This window comes from Henriciella aquimarina, assembly GCF_002088975.1.
In the GTDB taxonomy this organism is placed as follows: domain Bacteria; phylum Pseudomonadota; class Alphaproteobacteria; order Caulobacterales; family Hyphomonadaceae; genus Henriciella; species Henriciella aquimarina.
Genome location: NZ_NCST01000120.1, coordinates 15,649 through 32,515 on the forward strand (window position 1 = coordinate 15,649; position 16,867 = coordinate 32,515).

Consider the following 16,867-nt stretch of genomic DNA (forward strand, 5'->3'; position numbering starts at 1 on the left):
TTCGCCGTACAGGCGGATAACGTTGATGTCGGATTGGCCCTGAACGCCAATCCGGCTCCGGTCACGAGATCCTGCCGCATTCTTGTGTTCTATCGCACGGCGCGTCATCGCGTTAAATTCACTAAAGGTATGAGCGGTAGAAAGCGCCTCGTCAACGCTTTCAACCGCGATTCAGTACATCCTTATTCATCAAGCCTGAATTCTATCGGAAAGACCACATTCCGGCGCGATACAGGCTGTCCATTGTGCAGTTCCGGCACGAAATTGACCCGAGCGACCGCCCGTTCGGCCTCTCGCCGGAAACCTGGGTGAGAGCATGTCGCCGAGACGTTGAAAGGCCGTCCGCGCGGATCGACATCGAAGCGTACATCACAGCGTCCTTCCACACCGCGTGTTGCAAGGTCAGACGGATAGGACGCCACCGGCGGGCTGACCGGCGTGACGGATCGTTCATTGAAGAGCACCGTATCCGGCTGAACCGGCAGCACGCGCGCAACCGGAAAGTTCTCAGGCACATGCCCGACAGCGATGGCCGGTAAATCGACATCGCCCGGTGTCGCAGACGCCTTTGGCGGCGGTGGTGGCTGATCAGCCAGCTCCAGCTTCTCTGGCTGGCGGCTTTTGACCCTCGGGTCTTCGCTTTCCGGATGGCTAAACACGATGCGCTCGAGAACACGCTGGGGGTCAGGCGCCGGCAGACTGAATGTCTGCTCAATCATTGAGCGCATGAAACCGAAGAGCGCCAGGACGACAAGCGCCGCGAGCGGAAGCCCGATGCCCAGACGGGCAAAAGAGTGGTTAAGCATACATTCCTCCCAATGTTTTGTTATAATATATCACGCATGCTGCCCCTGCGTCAATCTGAATGCTTCTCCCTTCTACCGGACCGGACCGCGCGCCCCCTATCGCCATGAGAAGGGCAAGCGCCCGGATGAGCGCGGCCTTGGCTTTGTGAAAGCGACAAAAAAAGGGCCTCCCGTCCGGGAGGCCCTTCTCGAAAACATGTCTGGAAGCGGATCTAGTCGCCGAGCTGGAACTCGATCGGATAGACCACATTCCGCCGTTCGGCCGGCTGCCCGCGAACAATCTTCGGCGCAAACTCCACGCGGCTCACGGCCCGCTCGGCTTCACGCTTGAAGATGCTGTCGCTGCAGCTCGCCTCGATATTGTAGGGCCGGCCACGCGTGTCCACGTCGAAGCGGACATCGCAGCTGCCTTCAATACCGCGCTCGGCTGCGCGCGACGGATAGGTCGGCACCGGCGGACGGATCGGCTGAGCGTCGCGGTCGGAAATCGCAACCGGATCAATGGCAAGCGAATCGAGACGCTGGACATTCAGCTCCGTTGGCGCCGAGCCCTGGATGTTCGGGGTCGGCAGGTCGATATCGGACTTGCTGGCCGACATCTTTGGCGGTGGCGGCGGCTTGTCAGCGGACTCGATCCGCTGGGCCTTGTTGCGCGAGCGGGTCCGGACTTCGCTATCTTCCTGGGCCGGAGTAATCCGTTCGAGCACACGCTGCTCGACGTTTTCCGGTTGCTCGTACTCCTGATTGATCATGCTGTACATGAACGTGAACAGAAGATAGACGACCACCGCAGCGAGCGGGATGCCTATGACCAGGCGGACAATCGGATTGCTAAACATAGCTCACTCCTATTCCTGCTCAACCGACACTGGAACCTGGGTCAACCCATCTTCCTTGTTGATCGTCTCGAGCAATGAGATCAGCACCCCTGCTTCCGAATCCTGGTCGGCCTGGAGAACCAGACGGCCTTTCGGATTGTCCTCGCGAAGTTCGCGAATACGGAAGCCGACTTCCTGCAGCGTCACCTTCTCCTTGTCGATATAGATGTCGCTGTTGTCATCGATCGCAATCAGGATACCGAGCGGGTTCTGTTTTTCCAGATTGTCGGTCTGCGTACGACTGATGTCCACGCCCGGCTCCTTGATGAACTGAGCCGTCACGATGAAGAAGATGAGCAGGATGAACACGACGTCGAGCATCGGGGTGAGGTTGACATCATCCTCCCCGGTGCTGTCCGAGGCGAGCATTCTCTTTCTGCGTGCCATGGGCGCCTCCTATTGTTCACTCTGCACGATGTTCACCCGTTCCATCTTGGCGTTATACGCCTCGTCACGGATTTTCACGATTGTGCCGGTCCGGGCCTGCGGGTGCGCCTGAATGATCAGGGCGCTTTCCGGGTTCTCGGCCCGCAGACGCTCCATGTTCGCCCGAACACCCGTGATGTCGGTAAACCGTCCATTCACTGTGATCAGATTGTCAGCCCCGACATAAACCAGGATTGCATCCTGCTTCTGGTCGGGATTGTCCGGCGACGGTGGCGGCGGCGGCTCAAGTCCGAGGGCCTGCTCCTGGATGAATGTCGAGGTCACGATGAAGAAGATGAGGAGAATGAACACCACATCCAGCATCGGTGTAAGATCGACACTCGCCTCTTCAGGCTGCTTGTGTTGCCGTCCTCTCATCAGGACACCTCCATCTCGTCTTCGACACGCTGAACCAGGCGGTTCACCTTGTTGTCCATGCCCGAGGTAAAGATGATCCCGGAAATCGACGCCACCATGCCTGCCATGGTCGGAATGGTCGCACGCGACACACCGCCTGACATGGCTTTCGCATCGGCCCCGTCAGTGATCGCCATGACATCGAACACGGTTACCATGCCGGTCACCGTCCCGAGCAGGCCAAGCAGTGGCGCGAGCGCCACCATGGCCTTGGTCATGCTGACATTGGCTTCCGCTTTCGCGCGGACTTCCGAAATCAGCTTGTCGCGAACCCAGTGCGCCAGCACGGACTTGCGGTCCGACCGCGCATTCCATTCCGCAATGGCCTCGTCGGCGACAGCCTTGTGGGCAAAGCGGAAATAGAACAGGCGCTCCAGAATCAGGGCCCACATGATGAATGTGGCCACCATGATGATGAGCAGGACCGGTCCACCCCGGGCCAGGAAGGCCTCAAGATCGTTTAGTCCAAGGTCCATTATAGCACCTCCCGAAGGAGGGAACGGCGCTTACGCCGTTCCCGTGTTGGACTCTGCACGCTCGGCAACGAGACCTGCAGCTTGCTCATCGAGGATCTGCTGGTTGCCACGGGCCAGGGAGGCCGCGACGGCGTGCAGCAGGAGCAGCGGAATGGCCGCGACAAGACCGAGCACCGTAGTCATCAGGGCGACGGAAATACCGCCAGCCATCAGCTTCGGATCGCCGGCACCGAAGTTGGTGATGGCGGTGAAGGTGATGATCATACCGATAACCGTACCGAGCAGACCGAGCAGCGGAGCAACGGCCGCCAGCACTTTGACGATGTCGTTGAAGCGCTCGATTTTCGGCGTTTCGCGCAGGATCTGCTCGTCGAGCTTGAGCTCAAGGCTCTCAAGGTCCTGCTGCTTGTTGGTCTCATAAGCCTCGAAGACACGGGCCAGCGGGTTGCCGGTTCCGGCCTGACGGGTTTTGGCCGTCTTGCGCATGGCGCTGCTCATCAGGAACAGGGTCACGATCTTGAAGATCGCGAAGGCTGCGCCGATGGCGAGCAGGGTGAGAATGACGGCACCCACGACACCGCCCTGGGCGATCCGTTGTTCAAGTGTCGGCATTTCGCCCTGCACGGCGAACAGGTCACCCTTGGTCGGGTCGACCGGGGTGATGACAACTTCGCCTTCGCCGGCATTGATCAGACTGCGCATGGCCGATGTGAAGTCGCCACCCGGCTGGGCCTTGAGAACGCGAAGATACGGCTCGTCAGTATTCTCGGTGATAACCTCGACGAAACGGGCATCGTCCGTCGTGGCGGCGGTGAAGATACCCACGCGCATCAGGTCGGTATTGACGACTTCGCCTTCCGGACCTGCACCGGCAACATCGGCCGTGAAGCTCTTCACTTCCGACTGGGCGATCATTTCCTGAAGCATTGCCTTCGGCAGCGCATCAAGGTCTTCGCGGGTCGGAAGCGAACGGGCTTCGGAGACTTCGGCGAGCTTTTCGGCCCGGCCGCTATACTCATAGTTCGAAAGCGACTCGCGAATGATCGGCATGGTCTCGCCAGCCGCGCTGCGGAACTGACCGAGCAGTTCGCCAAAGTCGCCGGCCTGCGTTTCCAGCTCGGCGGAAAGTTCGCCCAGACGACGCTCGTTCTCGTCGAACTCGGCCGACAGCTGACGGCCGCGAGCTTCGGCGGCGTTCAGGTCAGACCGGGCTTCCTGCATCAGGCGCTCCTGCTCAGCGGTCTGCTGGCGGAATTCCTGAAGCCGGCGCTGGTCTTCAGCCGACATTTGCTGGGAGTCCTGCTGCACGCGGCGCAGAATGTCGCTCAGCGACACGTCCTGTGCGATGGCAGGGGCGGAAAAGACTGTTGCAGATCCCATGAAGAGCGCCGTGGCGCCAAGGGCCTGCAGAGTTTTAGTGATCGTTTTCATCTCAAATAATCCTCTGGATCTCTAGGCGCTCTTAGGATTCGACATCAAGGCGGGTCGCCGGCGCGTACAGAACTTTCGGAGTCGTTGTACCCTTGGCAACCTTGATGGCCTCGGCGATATCTTCCTTGAACTTGCTCGCCACCGGCACCCAGGACGCGCTGGCGCGGTCATAGCGTGCGGCGTACTTGCGGTCCGGCGACAGGTAGACCAGGGCGACACGGCCGTAGAGGAACATGTCGACCATGACCGGCTTGCCTTCGATGTCGATCTCGGCCGGCCAGGTGCTGACCGTGCGGCCATATTCCATCTCGCGCTTATAAGCCTCAATGATCAGACGATATTGCTCGACGATCGGAACCTGCGGGTTCTCCATGGCGGCGCGAAGGCTGTTGATCGACTCGGTACGCTCTTCGAGCTTGAAGGGAAGATCGGCCTTAACGAACGCTTCGAGGTCGCTGATCATGTCGATCAGCATCGGCGTGGTCTGGGCGGTGATTTCGTCAACGCGCTCAAGCTGGCTTTGCAGCGATTCAAGTTCGCGGCGTTGGCTTTCCACGACCTTCTCCTGCTGGCGCGCGTAAAGCTGCGCAGCTTGGGTACGCTGCAGAAGGGTCCGGAACTCGCTGACCATGTCGGAGCGCTGGTCATCAAGCTGGTTGATCCGCTCCTGTACTTGTTCGGCTTCGCGGGTTGCCTGTTCCCCGGTTTCCAGCGCCTGGCGCAGCTGGCTTTGCGCCACGGCGGGCATGGCCAGGCCAGCCACAAGTGCCGCCATCATGGCACCCCGCGCCGGTGTCAGTACTTTTCTCATGAGGTTTGCCTCTCACTCTCCGAATGGTCGTGCATCGGTCTGCACGGTGAAACTCCAATGCGGTCCTGCCCCCTGAAATCGGCTGACCGCCACTCTCTAAATATATTTGGCCAAACACACAGGCCAGCAGTCGTGGAGGCGGATGAGAGTAGACACCCACAGCCTCCCCATAATGTTCCGGAGTGCTCGGTCGCACTCTCTGTTCTACAGAATCCGGCAAGAGCCTGAGGCCGCCGAAGCGACCATCGCGCGGGACGCTAGCAATAGCAACCTCGCGGATCAATGGGCGCTCGAATTCCGTATAAAAAACTTACCGGATTGAAGCGCAAGCACAATCACGCATCACAGTAAGCGCCCTAAATACAATTATTTGGTGGTTACTGTGTAGGAACTGCCCGAATGTGAGGCAGCCGCCGCCGACAACCGCCGCGCGCGCCCTGTACGGGCGGCTGCAGCGCCCGTGGTATGCGCCAGCCTTATGGACTGAATGTCAGAAATGAATGGCTGGGGTACCAGGATTCGAACCTGGGAATGTCGGTACCAAAAACCGATGCCTTACCACTTGGCGATACCCCAACAGTGAAGAAGGCCGGGACATACTCAATCCGGTTGCCGGTTGCAACTCCCCATCTGCGCCAAACACAGACGCATTGCATATGCACAAGATTGACTCCCCCCGCTTGCCAGCCGCCAGTCGGTAAGATATAGGCGCCCGCTCTGGCTCGGAACATAGCTCAGCCTGGTAGAGCACCGTCTTCGGGAGGCGGGGGTCGGAGGTTCGAATCCTCCTGTTCCGACCATTCTCTCCCCTTCCCCGCATATCCCGTGAAAACCGGCGTGTTACACACATCCGGTCTTTACTTTCATTCGATAAGCTTCATATCGTTATTTGATAAATCGGACGGTTTGGAGGCCTATCCCCCTTGAAGACGTTTTTTACAGCCCTCGGCGGCGCCATTCTGGGCACCCTACTCGGCGCGGTACTTCTGTTCTTCATTGCCTCCATGGTGATCGGCGGCATGGTGAATACGGCGACCTCCTCTCTCGCGGGCGGAAACAAGAACCCCGATTCGATGGTGCTGAGCCTCGACCTCCGGCAGGACATCAGTGACCAGCCCGCAACCCAGGGCCTTGCCGCCCTGTTCGGGCAGAAGGGGTTCGTGAATGTCCTGAACCGCCTGGATGCCGCGCGCACGGATGACCGCGTCAAAGGCCTTTTCATCCGCTCCAGCGAATTTTCCGTCGGCTCCTCGCGCGCCGAAGAGTTGAGAGGCGCCATCAAGCGGCTGCGGGCTTCGGGCAAGTTCGTGGTTGTCCACTCGCAGGGCACCTATGGCGGCGGCCCCTCGGCCATGCGCTCCATTGCGGCAGCAGACGAGATCGTGGTCCAGCCCGGCGGCGACTTCCTTCCCGGCGGCGTGACCTTCGAGACCATGTTCTTCAAGGGCCTGCTCGACAAGCTGCACGTCTCTGCCCAGATCGAACAATTCTACGAATACAAGAACGCGCCCAACGTCTATAAGGAGACCGGTTATACCGAGCCTCACCGCGAAGCGATGACGGCCCTTGCGGAATCGGTCTGGAATGCCTCGCTTGAGGACATCGCGGCCGACCGCGGGCTTGAGCTGGACGCAACGCGCTCGGCCCTCACCTCCGGCCCGCTCAGCCCCGACCGGCTGATCGAGACCGGCCTCGCCGACAAGCTCGGCTGGCCGGAAGATGTCATGGATGAGGTCAAGGAACGGGGCGGCGACGACACGGAACTGGTCGACGTCCTCTCCTATACGCCGCCATCGGCCCCGCTCGGCACGCCGGCCATCGCCATTGTCGGCGGTGAAGGCGCCATCGTGACCGGCGGCCCCAGTGGCGACTTCTTTGCCACGACGGCCGACTTTGCCTCTGATTCCATCGCCGGCGCCCTGCTTGAAGCCGGACGCAACGACCGCGTAAAGGCGATTGTCTTCCGGGTCGACAGCCCCGGCGGCTCGCCTGTCGCGTCCGACCAGGTCTGGCGGGCTGTCGAGCGCGTCAAGGAAATGGGCAAGCCGGTCGTCGTCTCGATGGGCTCGGTCGCCGCCTCCGGGGGCTATTACGTCTCGACCGGGGCGGACTGGATCATGGCCAGCCGTTCGACCATTACCGGCTCCATCGGCATCTTTGGCGGCAAGCTCGCCATTGCCGACGGCCTGCGCCAGATCGGGGTGAACACCGAAGAGATTTCGGTGGGCGGCCCGTTTGCCGGCGCCATGACAACCATCGATGCCTTCACCGAAACCCAGCGGGAAATGCTGCATGCCTGGCTGGAGCGCGGCTATAACCGCTTCATCGGGCTTGTCGCCGAAGGCCGCGGCATGAGCGTGCAGGAAGTCCAGTCCATCGCCCGAGGCCGGGTCTGGTCGGGTGAGGATGCGCTCGATGTCGGACTTGTCGACGAAATCGGCGGCTTTATCGAGGCCATTGGAAAGGCACGTGACATGGCCGGTATCGAGGCCGACGAAGAGACGCGCCTTGTCTTCTACCCCATGGCCGAAAGCGGCATTCCGGGCTTCGGCCCGATGGCCGAAGCCTCGACGGACGATCTGCAGACGCTCGCCCGCGCAGCCGCGCTTCTGGACGACAAGCGCATTCAGGCCCTGATCGAGCAAGGCACCGCACTCGACCGCTCTCCGGTCCAGGCCCGCGGCCCGATGCTGATCGAGAAATAAGCACGCCGGATTGGCTGCCTGTTCTTGCCTGGCCGGGCGGTGACGTCCGGCCAGCTTGCCTTCGGGGCTGTCAGACACACCTTTCCCAGTGACGTCATCGCGCTATACGAGCGGCACAGGACCGAATAGCCCGGAGCCATCATGACCGATACGGCCGATCCCGATACCCGTCGCCATACCGCCGAATCTGCCGAGACCATGGCCGATGTCCGCCACGAGATAGACCGGCTGGACCGCGCCTTGGTGAAACTTCTCGAAGAACGCCAGTCCTTCATGGACGCCGCCGCCCGTATCAAGGGCAGCCGCGGCGCCGTTCATGACCGCGCGCGAATCGAGGATGTCGTCGCCAAGGTTGTCGCAGAGGCCCAGCGGCAAGGCCTCTCGCCGGCCATTGCCGAGCCTGTCTGGCGCACCCTGATCGATCGCAGCATTGCCTACGAGTTCGAGGCGTTCGACGCTCTCAAGCCCGGCCGCGACAAGGCATAGCTCGCCCGGCCGCACGCCTCCAGCGTCGATGCGATCAGATCCTTCACCTCATTGAGCAGCAAGGCCGCCCCGGCCTGGCTCGGCGGCAAGTCGCGCCCGGCCCTTTCGGCCTTCTGGCAGCTTTCGGCAAGCTCGGCCGCACCAATGCTGAGCGCAGCGCCCTTCAGCGTATGGGCCGCATCGGCCCATTGCTCGGCCGGCGCGCGCGAATCAAGCATACGCGCCCAGATCTCGACCTGGTGACGGAAGATATCGAGCACTTCCTCGGCCAGATCCGGATCGCCGCCCGTCATCGACAGGAGATGATCGAGATCGAGGTCAATTCTTTCAGACTGGCTCATGGGCGCGGCTCTTTCTGCTACACTGCGCCTGCCTGCCTGAAATAGATTGCCGCGTTGTTAAACATTGCCGGCTCATGGGGCCTGCAAAGCCAATTGCTTTCGAGAGCGATCAGGCGTATAGAGCCTTATCGAATTTCAATAGGGGACCCGACATGATTGCTGTTCTTGTCGCGCTTCGGGATTTTTTCGTCGCTATCCTGGTCAGCTGGCTTGGCGTTGCCGTCGAGCCTGCCGATAACCAGCAACAGGCTGAACCGGTTCAACCGTCTCACAGCCAGACAGCGATGATCGGCTAGCGCCGTCCCGCTCAGACAATTGCCAATAAAAAAGCGCGAGCCCCTCAAGGCTCGCGCTTTTCTTTTGCCATATGAGGCAAGGGGCCAGGGCCTTGGCCCTACCCCTTGTTCTGGCGCCCTTCGATCAGCTGATCGACCACTTCCGGCTCGGCAAGCGTCGAGGTGTCGCCGAGATTATCGAAGCTGTTTTCGGCGATCTTGCGCAGGATGCGGCGCATGATCTTGCCGGACCGGGTCTTGGGCAGGCCCGGGGCGAACTGGATCAGATCCGGGCTGGCAATCGGGCCGATCTCGTAGCGCACATGCTCAATCAGGTTTTTCTTGAGCTGCTCGTCCGCATCGACGCCTTCGACAGGGGTGACATAGGCATAGATGCCCTGCCCCTTGATGTCGTGCGGATAGCCGACGACGGCGGCTTCGGCGACCGCATCGTGGGAGACGAGTGCGCTTTCCACTTCGGCGGTGCCCATACGGTGGCCGGAGACATTGATCACATCGTCCACCCGGCCGGTAATCCAGTAGAAGCCGTCTTCATCCCGCAGACAGCCATCGCCCGTGAAATAATTGCCCGGATAGGCCGAGAAATAGGTGTCCACGAAGCGCTGATGGTCGCCATAGACGGTGCGCATCTGGCCGGGCCAGCTCTCGGTGATGATGAGATTGCCGTCGGTCGCCCCTTCCAGGACATTACCATCGGCATCGACAAGCGCCGGCTTGATCCCGAAGAAGGGATGCGAGCCCGCGCCCGGCTTCATCGGCGTCGTGCCCGGGAGCGGCACGATCATGGTGCCGCCCGTCTCGGTCTGCCACCAGGTATCGACAATCGGGCAGCGCGCATCCCCGACCGTGTGGAAATACCATTCCCAGGCTTCGGGGTTGATCGGCTCACCCACCGTGCCGAGCAGGCGCAGGCTTTTCCGGCTCGTCTTCTCGACCGGTTCGGAGCCCTGGCGCATCAGGGCGCGAATGGCGGTCGGGGCCGTGTAGAAGATGCTGACATTGTGCTTGTCGCAGACCTCCCAGAAGCGCGAGGCATCCGGATAGGTCGGCACGCCCTCGAACATCACGCTGGTCGCACCGTTCGCGAGCGGGCCGTAGACGATATAGGTGTGGCCGGTCACCCAGCCGACATCGGCCGAGCACCAGAAGACGTCGTCCTCTTTCAGGTCGAAGACATATTCATGCGTCATCGAGGCCCAGACGAGATACCCGCCACAGGTGTGGAGGACGCCTTTCGGCTTGCCGGTCGAACCGGACGTATAGAGGATGAAAAGCGGGTCTTCCGCATTCATCGGTTCCGGGTCGCAGGTGTTCGGCACATCGGCGCCGACCTCGTGGAGCCAGTAGTCACGGCCCTCTTTCATGTCGACGTCGCCATCCGTGCGGCGCACGACCAGGACCTTCTCGACCATGCCCTCGGCAAGATCGCAGGCCTTGTCGGTATTGGCCTTGAGCGGGATAGTCCGCCCGCCGCGCACGCCCTCATCGGCGGTCACAACGAATTTCGATTCACAATCGGTGATCCGTCCGGCGAGCGCTTCCGGCGAGAAGCCGCCAAAGACAACCGAGTGAATCGCCCCGATGCGTGCGCAGGCCAGCATCGCCATGGCCGCTTCCGGGATCATCGGCATATAGAGCGTGACCCGGTCGCCCTTCTTCACGCCCATATCCTTGAGCACGTTCGAGAAGCGGCAGACGGCATGATAGAGCTGGCGATAGGTCAGCGTATGGCTGTCTTCGGGCTCATCGCCTTCCCAGACGATGGCCGGTTTGTCGGCGCGCGTCTCAAGCTGGCGATCAAGGCAGCTTTCGGTGACATTCAGCGTCCCGTCGCCGAACCAGCGCACATGAAGGTTGTCCTTGTCCCAGGAGACATCCTTGACCTGCGTGAACGGGGTCATCCACTTGATGCGCTGGCCATGTTCGCGCCAGAAGCCCTCCGGATCGTCGATGGAGCGGGCATACATTTCCCGATACTTCTCCGGGGTCAGGTTCGCCTTTTCAGCGAAGGCTTCCGGGACGGGATAGGTTAACTGGTGATCGCTCATGCGCGGCGCCTCTCCTTCGAAATACAAGACTGAATATTCCGCCCAACATGACCACCCGGACCACGTTTGTGAAGACCTGCGGCAAAGTGCAATAGACGCTCGGCCCGGACGCGACATCAGGCGGCACAATCGAAGGGACAGGAGCCGGGTCTCTGGAGACACCCGGCTCCCGCTGAGAGGTCAGTACCAGGCCCTTAGGCCGATCACGAAGGCGGTGCCTTCACTGGCGCCCCCGGCGGCTTCGATATAGTCCGCCGTATCGCCGAACCGCTTCTGCCACTCGACACCGATATAGGGCGCGAATTCGCGCTTGATCTCGTAGCGAAGACGCAGACCCGCATCGAGGCTTGTGACCCCGGATCCGGTTTCCAGCTCCGGGATGTCCTGGGCCGAAAAGCCGAGTTCGGCACGCGGCTGCAGGATGAGCCGCTGGCTCAGAAGCAGCTCATACTCCACTTCGGCCCGGGCAGTGAGATCGCCATCGTCGGAGAGGAAGGCCGCCGTGTCCGTCTCGAACAGATACGGGGCCAGCCCCTGGAAGCCGGCGACCAGATGGGTTCGCCCTTCCGGCTCGAAGTCCTGACGAAGGCCTGCCTGGAAATCGAAGTAAGGCGAAATGGCATGCGACCAGAGCGCCTGGACTTCTGCCTCCTCGAACTCCCCCTCATCGGGAAGATATTCGAGCTCGGTCTTGAGCCAGAGCTTGTTTTCGTCATTGCCAAACCAGGCATTGCCATCGAGCAGCAACACGTCTTCATCATCGAAGGCTTGCAGCTCGAAACGCTCCGCCTGGAAATAGCTGGTGGGCGTGCCGCCATGATTGTCGACAACGGCCTTGCGCGAGGCATTCATGGCCGCCTCGCCCCAGACCTCGTCTGCCATCGACCAGGGTTTTTCGTCCTCTTCTGCAAGAGCGGCGGGTATGAGAGAAAGCGCGCCCATCGCGAGGGCGAGCGCACGAAGTGTCACGGCCTGTTTCAATGGTGGCCTCCATGATTGTCGTGATGCGGCATGTCGGAGCCGGCCTCGCCGGACATGGGCGCGTCCATGGACATGTCGTGATGCCCTTCATGCGGGGTCTGGTCTGCCGCGCCTTGCGGCAGGATCGAGACCACCCGCATCATCCCGGCATGCATGTGGTAGAGAAGGTGGCAGTGGAACGCCCAGTCGCCGACATGTTCGGCCGAGACAATCCAGGCCAGTTTCTCTCCCGGTTTGACGATCACGGTATGCTTGCGCGGAAGGTGGTCCCCGCCGCCGTTTTCGAGATCGAAGAACATGCCGTGCAGGTGGATCGGGTGCGGCATCATCGTGTCGTTGACGAGTTTGAAGCGGACCCGCTCGCCCTCTTTCAGGTGAATGGAGTCGGTGACCTCGGAAAACTTCACCCCATCGAACGACCACATATAGCGGTGCATGTTGGAGGTCAGGTGAAGCTCGATCTCCCGGTCGGGCGGTCGCCGGTCCGGATTGCGCTCGAGCGCGCGAAGGTCGGCATAGGTGAGCACCCGATGATCGACATTATCGAGCCCAAGGCCGGGCTCATCCAGACGGCTGACCGGCATCATCGCCATATTGGCAACGCCCGGCCCGCCGGGATGGTCATGCGAGACCGCCGCGTCCATCGTGCCCCTGTCACTCATGCCGGACATGTCGTGGCCCATCTCATGGTGCATGCCCGCCATGTCATGTCCGGCATGCGCGTCATGGCCCATCTGGTGGGAAGATTGGGACATGTCAGCGTCAGCCCCCGCAGCCGGCTCCATCTCGCTCATGCCGTGGCTGCCATGGTCCATCGCCATGTCCTTCATGGTCAGCGTCGGCACGGGCCGCATGGCCGGCGCCTCGGCCCGCATGCCTGGCCTGGGACCAAGCGTAGCGACCGCCTGGCCGGACCGGTCGATCGACTCGGCGACGACCGCATAGGCCTTCTCGGCGTCCGGCTGGACGATGACGTCATAGGTTTCCGCCACCCCGATCTGGAACTCGTCGGTCTCGACCGGCTGCACATTCAGCCCATCGGAGGCGACGACCGTCATCGGCAGGCCGGGCAGACGGAAATTGAAGATCGTCATGGCCGAGGCATTGATGATGCGCAGGCGCACCCGCTCACCCGGCCGGAAAATACCGTTCCAGTTGTCGCGCGTCGAATGGCCATTGATGAGATAGGTGTAGGTCGCCCCGGTCACATCGGCGAGGTCACGCGGGCTCATCCGCATGCCGCCCCACATGGCCCGGTCGGCAAGCGCCGCATCGAAGCCGTCTTTCCCGGCATCCGCGAAGAAATCGCCCAGCGTGCGCTGGTTGAAGTTATAGGTCTCGGCCGAGGCCTTCAGCTTGTCGAAGATCCGGTACGGGGACTCGAAACTCCAGTCCGACAGGACGAGCACATATTCACGGTCATAGTCGACCGGGTCTGTTCCGGCCGGATCAATGACGAGGGGCCCGTAATGGCCCTGCTGCTCCTGCAGGCCCGAGTGAGAGTGGTACCAGTAGGTGCCCGATTGCGGCACGGCAAACTTGTAGCGGAAGGTCTCCCCCGGCGCGATGCCCGGAAAGGAGACGCCCGGCACACCGTCCATGTGAAACGGCACGAGGAGGCCGTGCCAGTGGATGGAGGTATCGCTTTTCAGCCGGTTGGTGACATTCAGCGTAATTTCCTCGCCTTCGCGGAAGCGCAGGAGCGGCGCCGGCAGCGTGCCATTCACGCCGACCGCGCGTCCGGCCTTGCCGCCGATCCGCACCGGGAATTCGCCGACATCGAGATTGAAGGTGGTGCCGGTAAGCGTCGGCAGGCCAAGATTGCCATCCGAAGCGGTTCGCGCCCAGGCCGGGAGCAGGCCCGCGGCACCGAGGGCGGCTGCCCCGCCGAAGCCGGCGCGCAGCACGTGTCGTCTGTTGAACATGGAATTGTCAGTCTTTCAGTCTGATTTTGAACAGGAAAAAGGTCTCACCCGCGCCTTTGCGGGGCCGTTTTTACCGGATCAAATGAGCAGACTGATTTTCTGATGCGTCAGCGTCAGTGGCCTGAGCGGCGCCGTCGGCCCCGGCGGCCAGGCCATGCGGGCCGGCAAGATGACCGGATCGAGCCGCAGCGCCTGCGGGACAATAAAGGGGGCCGGCATACTGTCGGTCAGAACCGGCTTGTCCGGCGCGGTCACCACACGGTGCAGCAGGGACTGGTTACAGTCTTCGCAGGATGAGGTGTCGGCCGGGTCGTGGTGGCCGGCATGCGGCCCGGCCATGTCGTGCATGTCGCCATGAGCGTGCATCACCATGCCAGCATCGGCGGCAGGCTGTGCGGCGGCGGCGCCCGAAAACACCGTGCAGCCGATCAGCCCCGCCGAGATCAGCGCGGCCAGACAGCTGGCAAGGAAGACGCGAAGAGCCTGCATCATGATGACACCGAAAATAGCGTGTCTGCACGCAGGCGCAATGCGACCATTGCGCTGGGCATGAAAGAAATCGGCTAAGCGGGAAAAGAAGAGAAATTCGCCTGGCACGGGCAGTAGGACTCGAACCCACGACCTGCGGTTTTGGAGACCGCTGCTCTACCAGCTGAGCTATACCCGTCCGGCGAAGCGCCGTAATGCCTGATTGTACGTCAAAGCGCAACAGCCTCCACGTGCCATACTGCAGCATGGGCCTGACCTAGATGCTCCACGGCTCCTTTTCCCAGCCAAGCAGCCGGCGGGTCTCCTGCGCATCGAACCGGTAGGCATCTTCCAGAAAGCGGCGGTCCTCCGGCGCCATTTCGCTAAAAGCCGGAGCGCTGTTGTGCTGCGGTTCCTTTTCGAAAGCAAAGCGCTCCACGCCCAGAAAGTCGGTTACCTTGTCGAGTTCGGCCTGCGGCGCCGCGAAGAGGTCCTCGCTTCGCAGGAAGAGAAGCTGCTCTTCCGGAAAGAGACGTTTCAGGTTCCGCAGCTGGTGCGCATAGAAGCCCCGCGCGACCTTCGAGCGCACGCGATCCTGGCGCGGCAAGGCCCGGCGGGCCCGTTCGCATTCGGTGCGGATGACCCGGGAAAAGGTCTCGGCTTCACGCTCGAGCGACTGGTCCATGCGATAATGCGACCAGGCCCGCTGGACCGGGTCGCGCAGCAGGGTGATGATCCTGATGTCGGGGTTGTAGAGCCACAGCCGCTCCAGCGCCCCGGCCCACCAGGTCAGGATCGGGGTCGCCTCTCCCAGTTTCGCGCCGCTCGCCTGTTCCTCCCACCGGAACTGACGGTGATAGAGCCAGTAGTCGAACGGGCGGATATAGGTTCGCGGCCGTTTGTCGAAGAAGTGCACCTCTTTCTTCTTCGCCATGGCAATTCCGGGGTGCTGGCGCAGGTAGGCATCGAGCGACGTCGTGCCGCCCTTCTGGACCCCGCCAATCATGAAATCGATACGCCGTCCCAAGATATGCCCTGTCTCTGCCTGACCAGTCACAACAGAAGCCGATTAAGCGCACAACAAAAAAGGCCGTTCCCGGAGGAACGGCCTTTTGTCTGATGGATCCCCGCTAGTGGGATGGATCTGGCTTGAGGGCGGGGTGCGCCCTCAGTGCCTTGTCTTACTCTTTCACCGCCGAGACGACGCCGGCGCCGACGGTACGGCCGCCTTCGCGGATGGCGAAGCGCAGGCCCTGGTCCATCGCGATCGGCGTGATCAGCTCGACGTCCATTTTGACGTTGTCGCCCGGAAGAACCATTTCCTTGTCCGCCGGAAGCGTGACAACACCCGTCACGTCCGTCGTCCGGAAGTAGAATTGCGGACGATAGTTCGTGAAGAACGGCGTGTGACGGCCACCCTCTTCCTTCGTCAGGATGTAGGCCTCGGCCTCGAACTTCGCGTGCGGCGTGATCGAACCCGGCTTGCAGAGAACCTGGCCGCGCTCCACGCCTTCACGGTCGATGCCGCGGATCAGCGCGCCGATATTGTCGCCGGCCTGACCCTGGTCGAGCAGCTTGCGGAACATTTCCACGCCCGTCACCGTCGTCTTCTGCGTGTCGCGGATACCCACGATCTCGACTTCGTCACCAACCTTGATGATGCCCGTCTCGACGCGGCCCGTCACAACCGTCCCGCGGCCCGAAATGGAGAACACGTCTTCCACCGGCATCAGGAACGGCTTGTCCAGCGGACGCTCAGGGGTCGGGATGTACTCATCCACAGCCGCCATCAGCTCCAGGACCTTGTTCTTGCCGATCTCCTCGTCACGGCCTTCGACCGCCGCCAGCGCAGACCCGGCAATGATCGGGATCTCGTCGCCCGGGAAGTCGTACTCGTTGAGCAGCTCGCGGACTTCCATCTCGACCAGTTCCAGAAGCTCCGGATCGTCGACCTGGTCGACCTTGTTCAGGAACACCACGATCGCCGGAACGCCAACCTGGCGCGCCAGCAGAAGGTGCTCGCGCGTCTGCGGCATCGGGCCGTCAGCCGCGTTCACAACCAGGATCGCCCCATCCATCTGCGCGGCACCCGTGATCATGTTCTTCACATAGTCGGCGTGGCCCGGGCAGTCGACGTGCGCATAGTGGCGCGCTTCGGTCTCATACTCCACGTGCGCGGTGTTGATCGTGATCCCGCGTGCCTTCTCTTCCGGCGCGTTGTCGATGTCCTCATACGACTTCGACTCACCGCCCCAGCTCTCGTGAAGCACCAGCGTGATCGCCGCCGTCAGCGTCGTCTTGCCGTGGTCAACGTGTCCAATCGTACCAATGTTTACGTGCGGCTTGCTCCGCTCAAACTTTGCCTTGGCCAT

Annotated in this window: 17 protein-coding genes and 3 tRNA genes; 4 read left to right on the plus strand and 16 right to left on the minus strand. The window is 61.7% G+C overall.

Translation table 11 applies throughout. The features are described from left to right. Window positions 1–182: 182 nt before the first annotated feature. From B8784_RS19015 to B8784_RS19055, 8 genes are all read right to left on the minus strand, one after another. Complete coding sequence (locus B8784_RS19015) at window positions 183–806, minus strand: energy transducer TonB (protein WP_084399609.1); 624 nt, start codon at window positions 804–806, stop codon at window positions 183–185. A 212-nt stretch (window positions 807–1,018) separates the two neighbouring features. After that, window positions 1,019–1,645, minus strand: coding sequence for an energy transducer TonB (locus B8784_RS19020; protein WP_084399611.1), 627 nt, complete (start codon window positions 1,643–1,645; stop codon window positions 1,019–1,021). 9 nt (window positions 1,646–1,654) lie between these two features. After that, window positions 1,655–2,071 (minus strand): ExbD/TolR family protein, encoded by a 417-nt coding sequence (locus tag B8784_RS19025; RefSeq protein WP_084399613.1) that lies wholly within the window; start codon window positions 2,069–2,071, stop codon window positions 1,655–1,657. A gap of 9 nt (window positions 2,072–2,080) precedes the next feature. Then, a complete protein-coding gene (locus tag B8784_RS19030) occupies window positions 2,081–2,488 on the minus strand; it encodes an ExbD/TolR family protein (RefSeq protein ID WP_084399614.1) in 408 nt (135 codons plus the stop codon). Further along, window positions 2,488–3,003: a MotA/TolQ/ExbB proton channel family protein gene (locus B8784_RS19035; protein WP_084399616.1), complete on the minus strand. Its 516-nt coding sequence runs from the start codon at window positions 3,001–3,003 to the stop codon at window positions 2,488–2,490. The genes B8784_RS19030 and B8784_RS19035 overlap by 1 nt, the downstream gene beginning before the upstream one ends. A 30-nt stretch (window positions 3,004–3,033) precedes the next feature. Further along, window positions 3,034–4,434, minus strand: a complete 1,401-nt coding sequence (locus tag B8784_RS19040; RefSeq protein WP_084399618.1) for a MotA/TolQ/ExbB proton channel family protein — start codon at window positions 4,432–4,434, stop codon at window positions 3,034–3,036. A 31-nt stretch (window positions 4,435–4,465) separates the two neighbouring features. After that, complete coding sequence (locus B8784_RS19045; RefSeq protein ID WP_084399620.1) at window positions 4,466–5,245, minus strand: DUF3450 domain-containing protein; 780 nt, start codon at window positions 5,243–5,245, stop codon at window positions 4,466–4,468. A 501-nt stretch (window positions 5,246–5,746) separates the two neighbouring features. Continuing rightward, window positions 5,747–5,821: transfer RNA gene (locus B8784_RS19055), tRNA-Gln, on the minus strand. A 147-nt stretch (window positions 5,822–5,968) separates the two neighbouring features. Here B8784_RS19055 and B8784_RS19060 point away from each other — a divergent pair. From B8784_RS19060 to B8784_RS19070, 3 genes are all read left to right on the plus strand, one after another. Next, window positions 5,969–6,045 (plus strand) — tRNA-Pro (locus B8784_RS19060). Window positions 6,046–6,168: 123 nt separating this feature from the next. Then, a complete protein-coding gene (gene sppA, locus B8784_RS19065; RefSeq protein ID WP_143435631.1) occupies window positions 6,169–7,950 on the plus strand; it encodes a signal peptide peptidase SppA in 1,782 nt (593 codons plus the stop codon). Between the two features lie 141 nt (window positions 7,951–8,091). Beyond that, window positions 8,092–8,436: a chorismate mutase gene (locus B8784_RS19070; protein WP_084399624.1), complete on the plus strand. Its 345-nt coding sequence runs from the start codon at window positions 8,092–8,094 to the stop codon at window positions 8,434–8,436. Here B8784_RS19070 and B8784_RS19075 read toward each other — a convergent pair. Next, window positions 8,385–8,777 (minus strand): Hpt domain-containing protein, encoded by a 393-nt coding sequence (locus tag B8784_RS19075; RefSeq protein WP_084399626.1) that lies wholly within the window; start codon window positions 8,775–8,777, stop codon window positions 8,385–8,387. The two genes, B8784_RS19070 and B8784_RS19075, sit on opposite strands and share 52 nt — an antisense overlap. A gap of 152 nt (window positions 8,778–8,929) precedes the next feature. On the opposite strand from B8784_RS19075, the gene B8784_RS21705 reads away from it, so the two are divergent. Continuing rightward, a complete protein-coding gene (locus B8784_RS21705; protein ID WP_158085752.1) occupies window positions 8,930–9,073 on the plus strand; it encodes a hypothetical protein in 144 nt (47 codons plus the stop codon). Between the two features lie 98 nt (window positions 9,074–9,171). On the opposite strand, the gene acs is transcribed toward B8784_RS21705, so the two are convergent. The 7 genes from acs to tuf form a co-directional block, all read right to left on the minus strand. Then, a complete protein-coding gene (acs, locus tag B8784_RS19085; RefSeq protein WP_084399636.1) occupies window positions 9,172–11,121 on the minus strand; it encodes an acetate--CoA ligase in 1,950 nt (649 codons plus the stop codon). Between the two features lie 180 nt (window positions 11,122–11,301). Next, window positions 11,302–12,102, minus strand: a complete 801-nt coding sequence (locus B8784_RS19090; protein WP_233356246.1) for a copper resistance protein B — start codon at window positions 12,100–12,102, stop codon at window positions 11,302–11,304. Next, window positions 12,099–14,027 (minus strand): copper resistance system multicopper oxidase, encoded by a 1,929-nt coding sequence (locus B8784_RS19095; protein WP_084399629.1) that lies wholly within the window; start codon window positions 14,025–14,027, stop codon window positions 12,099–12,101. The genes B8784_RS19090 and B8784_RS19095 overlap by 4 nt, the downstream gene beginning before the upstream one ends. Window positions 14,028–14,105: 78 nt before the next feature. Continuing rightward, complete coding sequence (locus B8784_RS19100; protein ID WP_084399631.1) at window positions 14,106–14,519, minus strand: hypothetical protein; 414 nt, start codon at window positions 14,517–14,519, stop codon at window positions 14,106–14,108. A gap of 99 nt (window positions 14,520–14,618) precedes the next feature. After that, window positions 14,619–14,694: transfer RNA gene (locus tag B8784_RS19105), tRNA-Trp, on the minus strand. Window positions 14,695–14,772: 78 nt separating this feature from the next. Next, window positions 14,773–15,522 (minus strand): sulfotransferase family protein, encoded by a 750-nt coding sequence (locus B8784_RS19110; protein ID WP_084399632.1) that lies wholly within the window; start codon window positions 15,520–15,522, stop codon window positions 14,773–14,775. Between the two features lie 154 nt (window positions 15,523–15,676). Next, window positions 15,677–16,867, minus strand: a complete 1,191-nt coding sequence (tuf, locus tag B8784_RS19115) for an elongation factor Tu (protein WP_084398400.1) — start codon at window positions 16,865–16,867, stop codon at window positions 15,677–15,679.

Coding starts and splice junctions, on each gene's coding strand:
- B8784_RS19015 (WP_084399609.1), bottom strand. CDS start 806: ATGCTTAACCACTCTTTTGCCCGTCTGGGCATCGGGCTTCCGCTCGCG.
- B8784_RS19020 (WP_084399611.1), bottom strand. CDS start 1,645: ATGTTTAGCAATCCGATTGTCCGCCTGGTCATAGGCATCCCGCTCGCT.
- B8784_RS19025 (WP_084399613.1), bottom strand. CDS start 2,071: ATGGCACGCAGAAAGAGAATGCTCGCCTCGGACAGCACCGGGGAGGAT.
- B8784_RS19030 (WP_084399614.1), bottom strand. CDS start 2,488: ATGAGAGGACGGCAACACAAGCAGCCTGAAGAGGCGAGTGTCGATCTT.
- B8784_RS19035 (WP_084399616.1), bottom strand. CDS start 3,003: ATGGACCTTGGACTAAACGATCTTGAGGCCTTCCTGGCCCGGGGTGGA.
- B8784_RS19040 (WP_084399618.1), bottom strand. CDS start 4,434: ATGAAAACGATCACTAAAACTCTGCAGGCCCTTGGCGCCACGGCGCTC.
- B8784_RS19045 (WP_084399620.1), bottom strand. CDS start 5,245: ATGAGAAAAGTACTGACACCGGCGCGGGGTGCCATGATGGCGGCACTT.
- B8784_RS19070 (WP_084399624.1), top strand. CDS start 8,092: ATGACCGATACGGCCGATCCCGATACCCGTCGCCATACCGCCGAATCT.
- B8784_RS19075 (WP_084399626.1), bottom strand. CDS start 8,777: ATGAGCCAGTCTGAAAGAATTGACCTCGATCTCGATCATCTCCTGTCG.
- B8784_RS21705 (WP_158085752.1), top strand. CDS start 8,930: ATGATTGCTGTTCTTGTCGCGCTTCGGGATTTTTTCGTCGCTATCCTG.
- acs (WP_084399636.1), bottom strand. CDS start 11,121: ATGAGCGATCACCAGTTAACCTATCCCGTCCCGGAAGCCTTCGCTGAA.
- B8784_RS19095 (WP_084399629.1), bottom strand. CDS start 14,027: ATGTTCAACAGACGACACGTGCTGCGCGCCGGCTTCGGCGGGGCAGCC.
- B8784_RS19100 (WP_084399631.1), bottom strand. CDS start 14,519: ATGATGCAGGCTCTTCGCGTCTTCCTTGCCAGCTGTCTGGCCGCGCTG.
- tuf (WP_084398400.1), bottom strand. CDS start 16,867: ATGGCCAAGGCAAAGTTTGAGCGGAGCAAGCCGCACGTAAACATTGGT.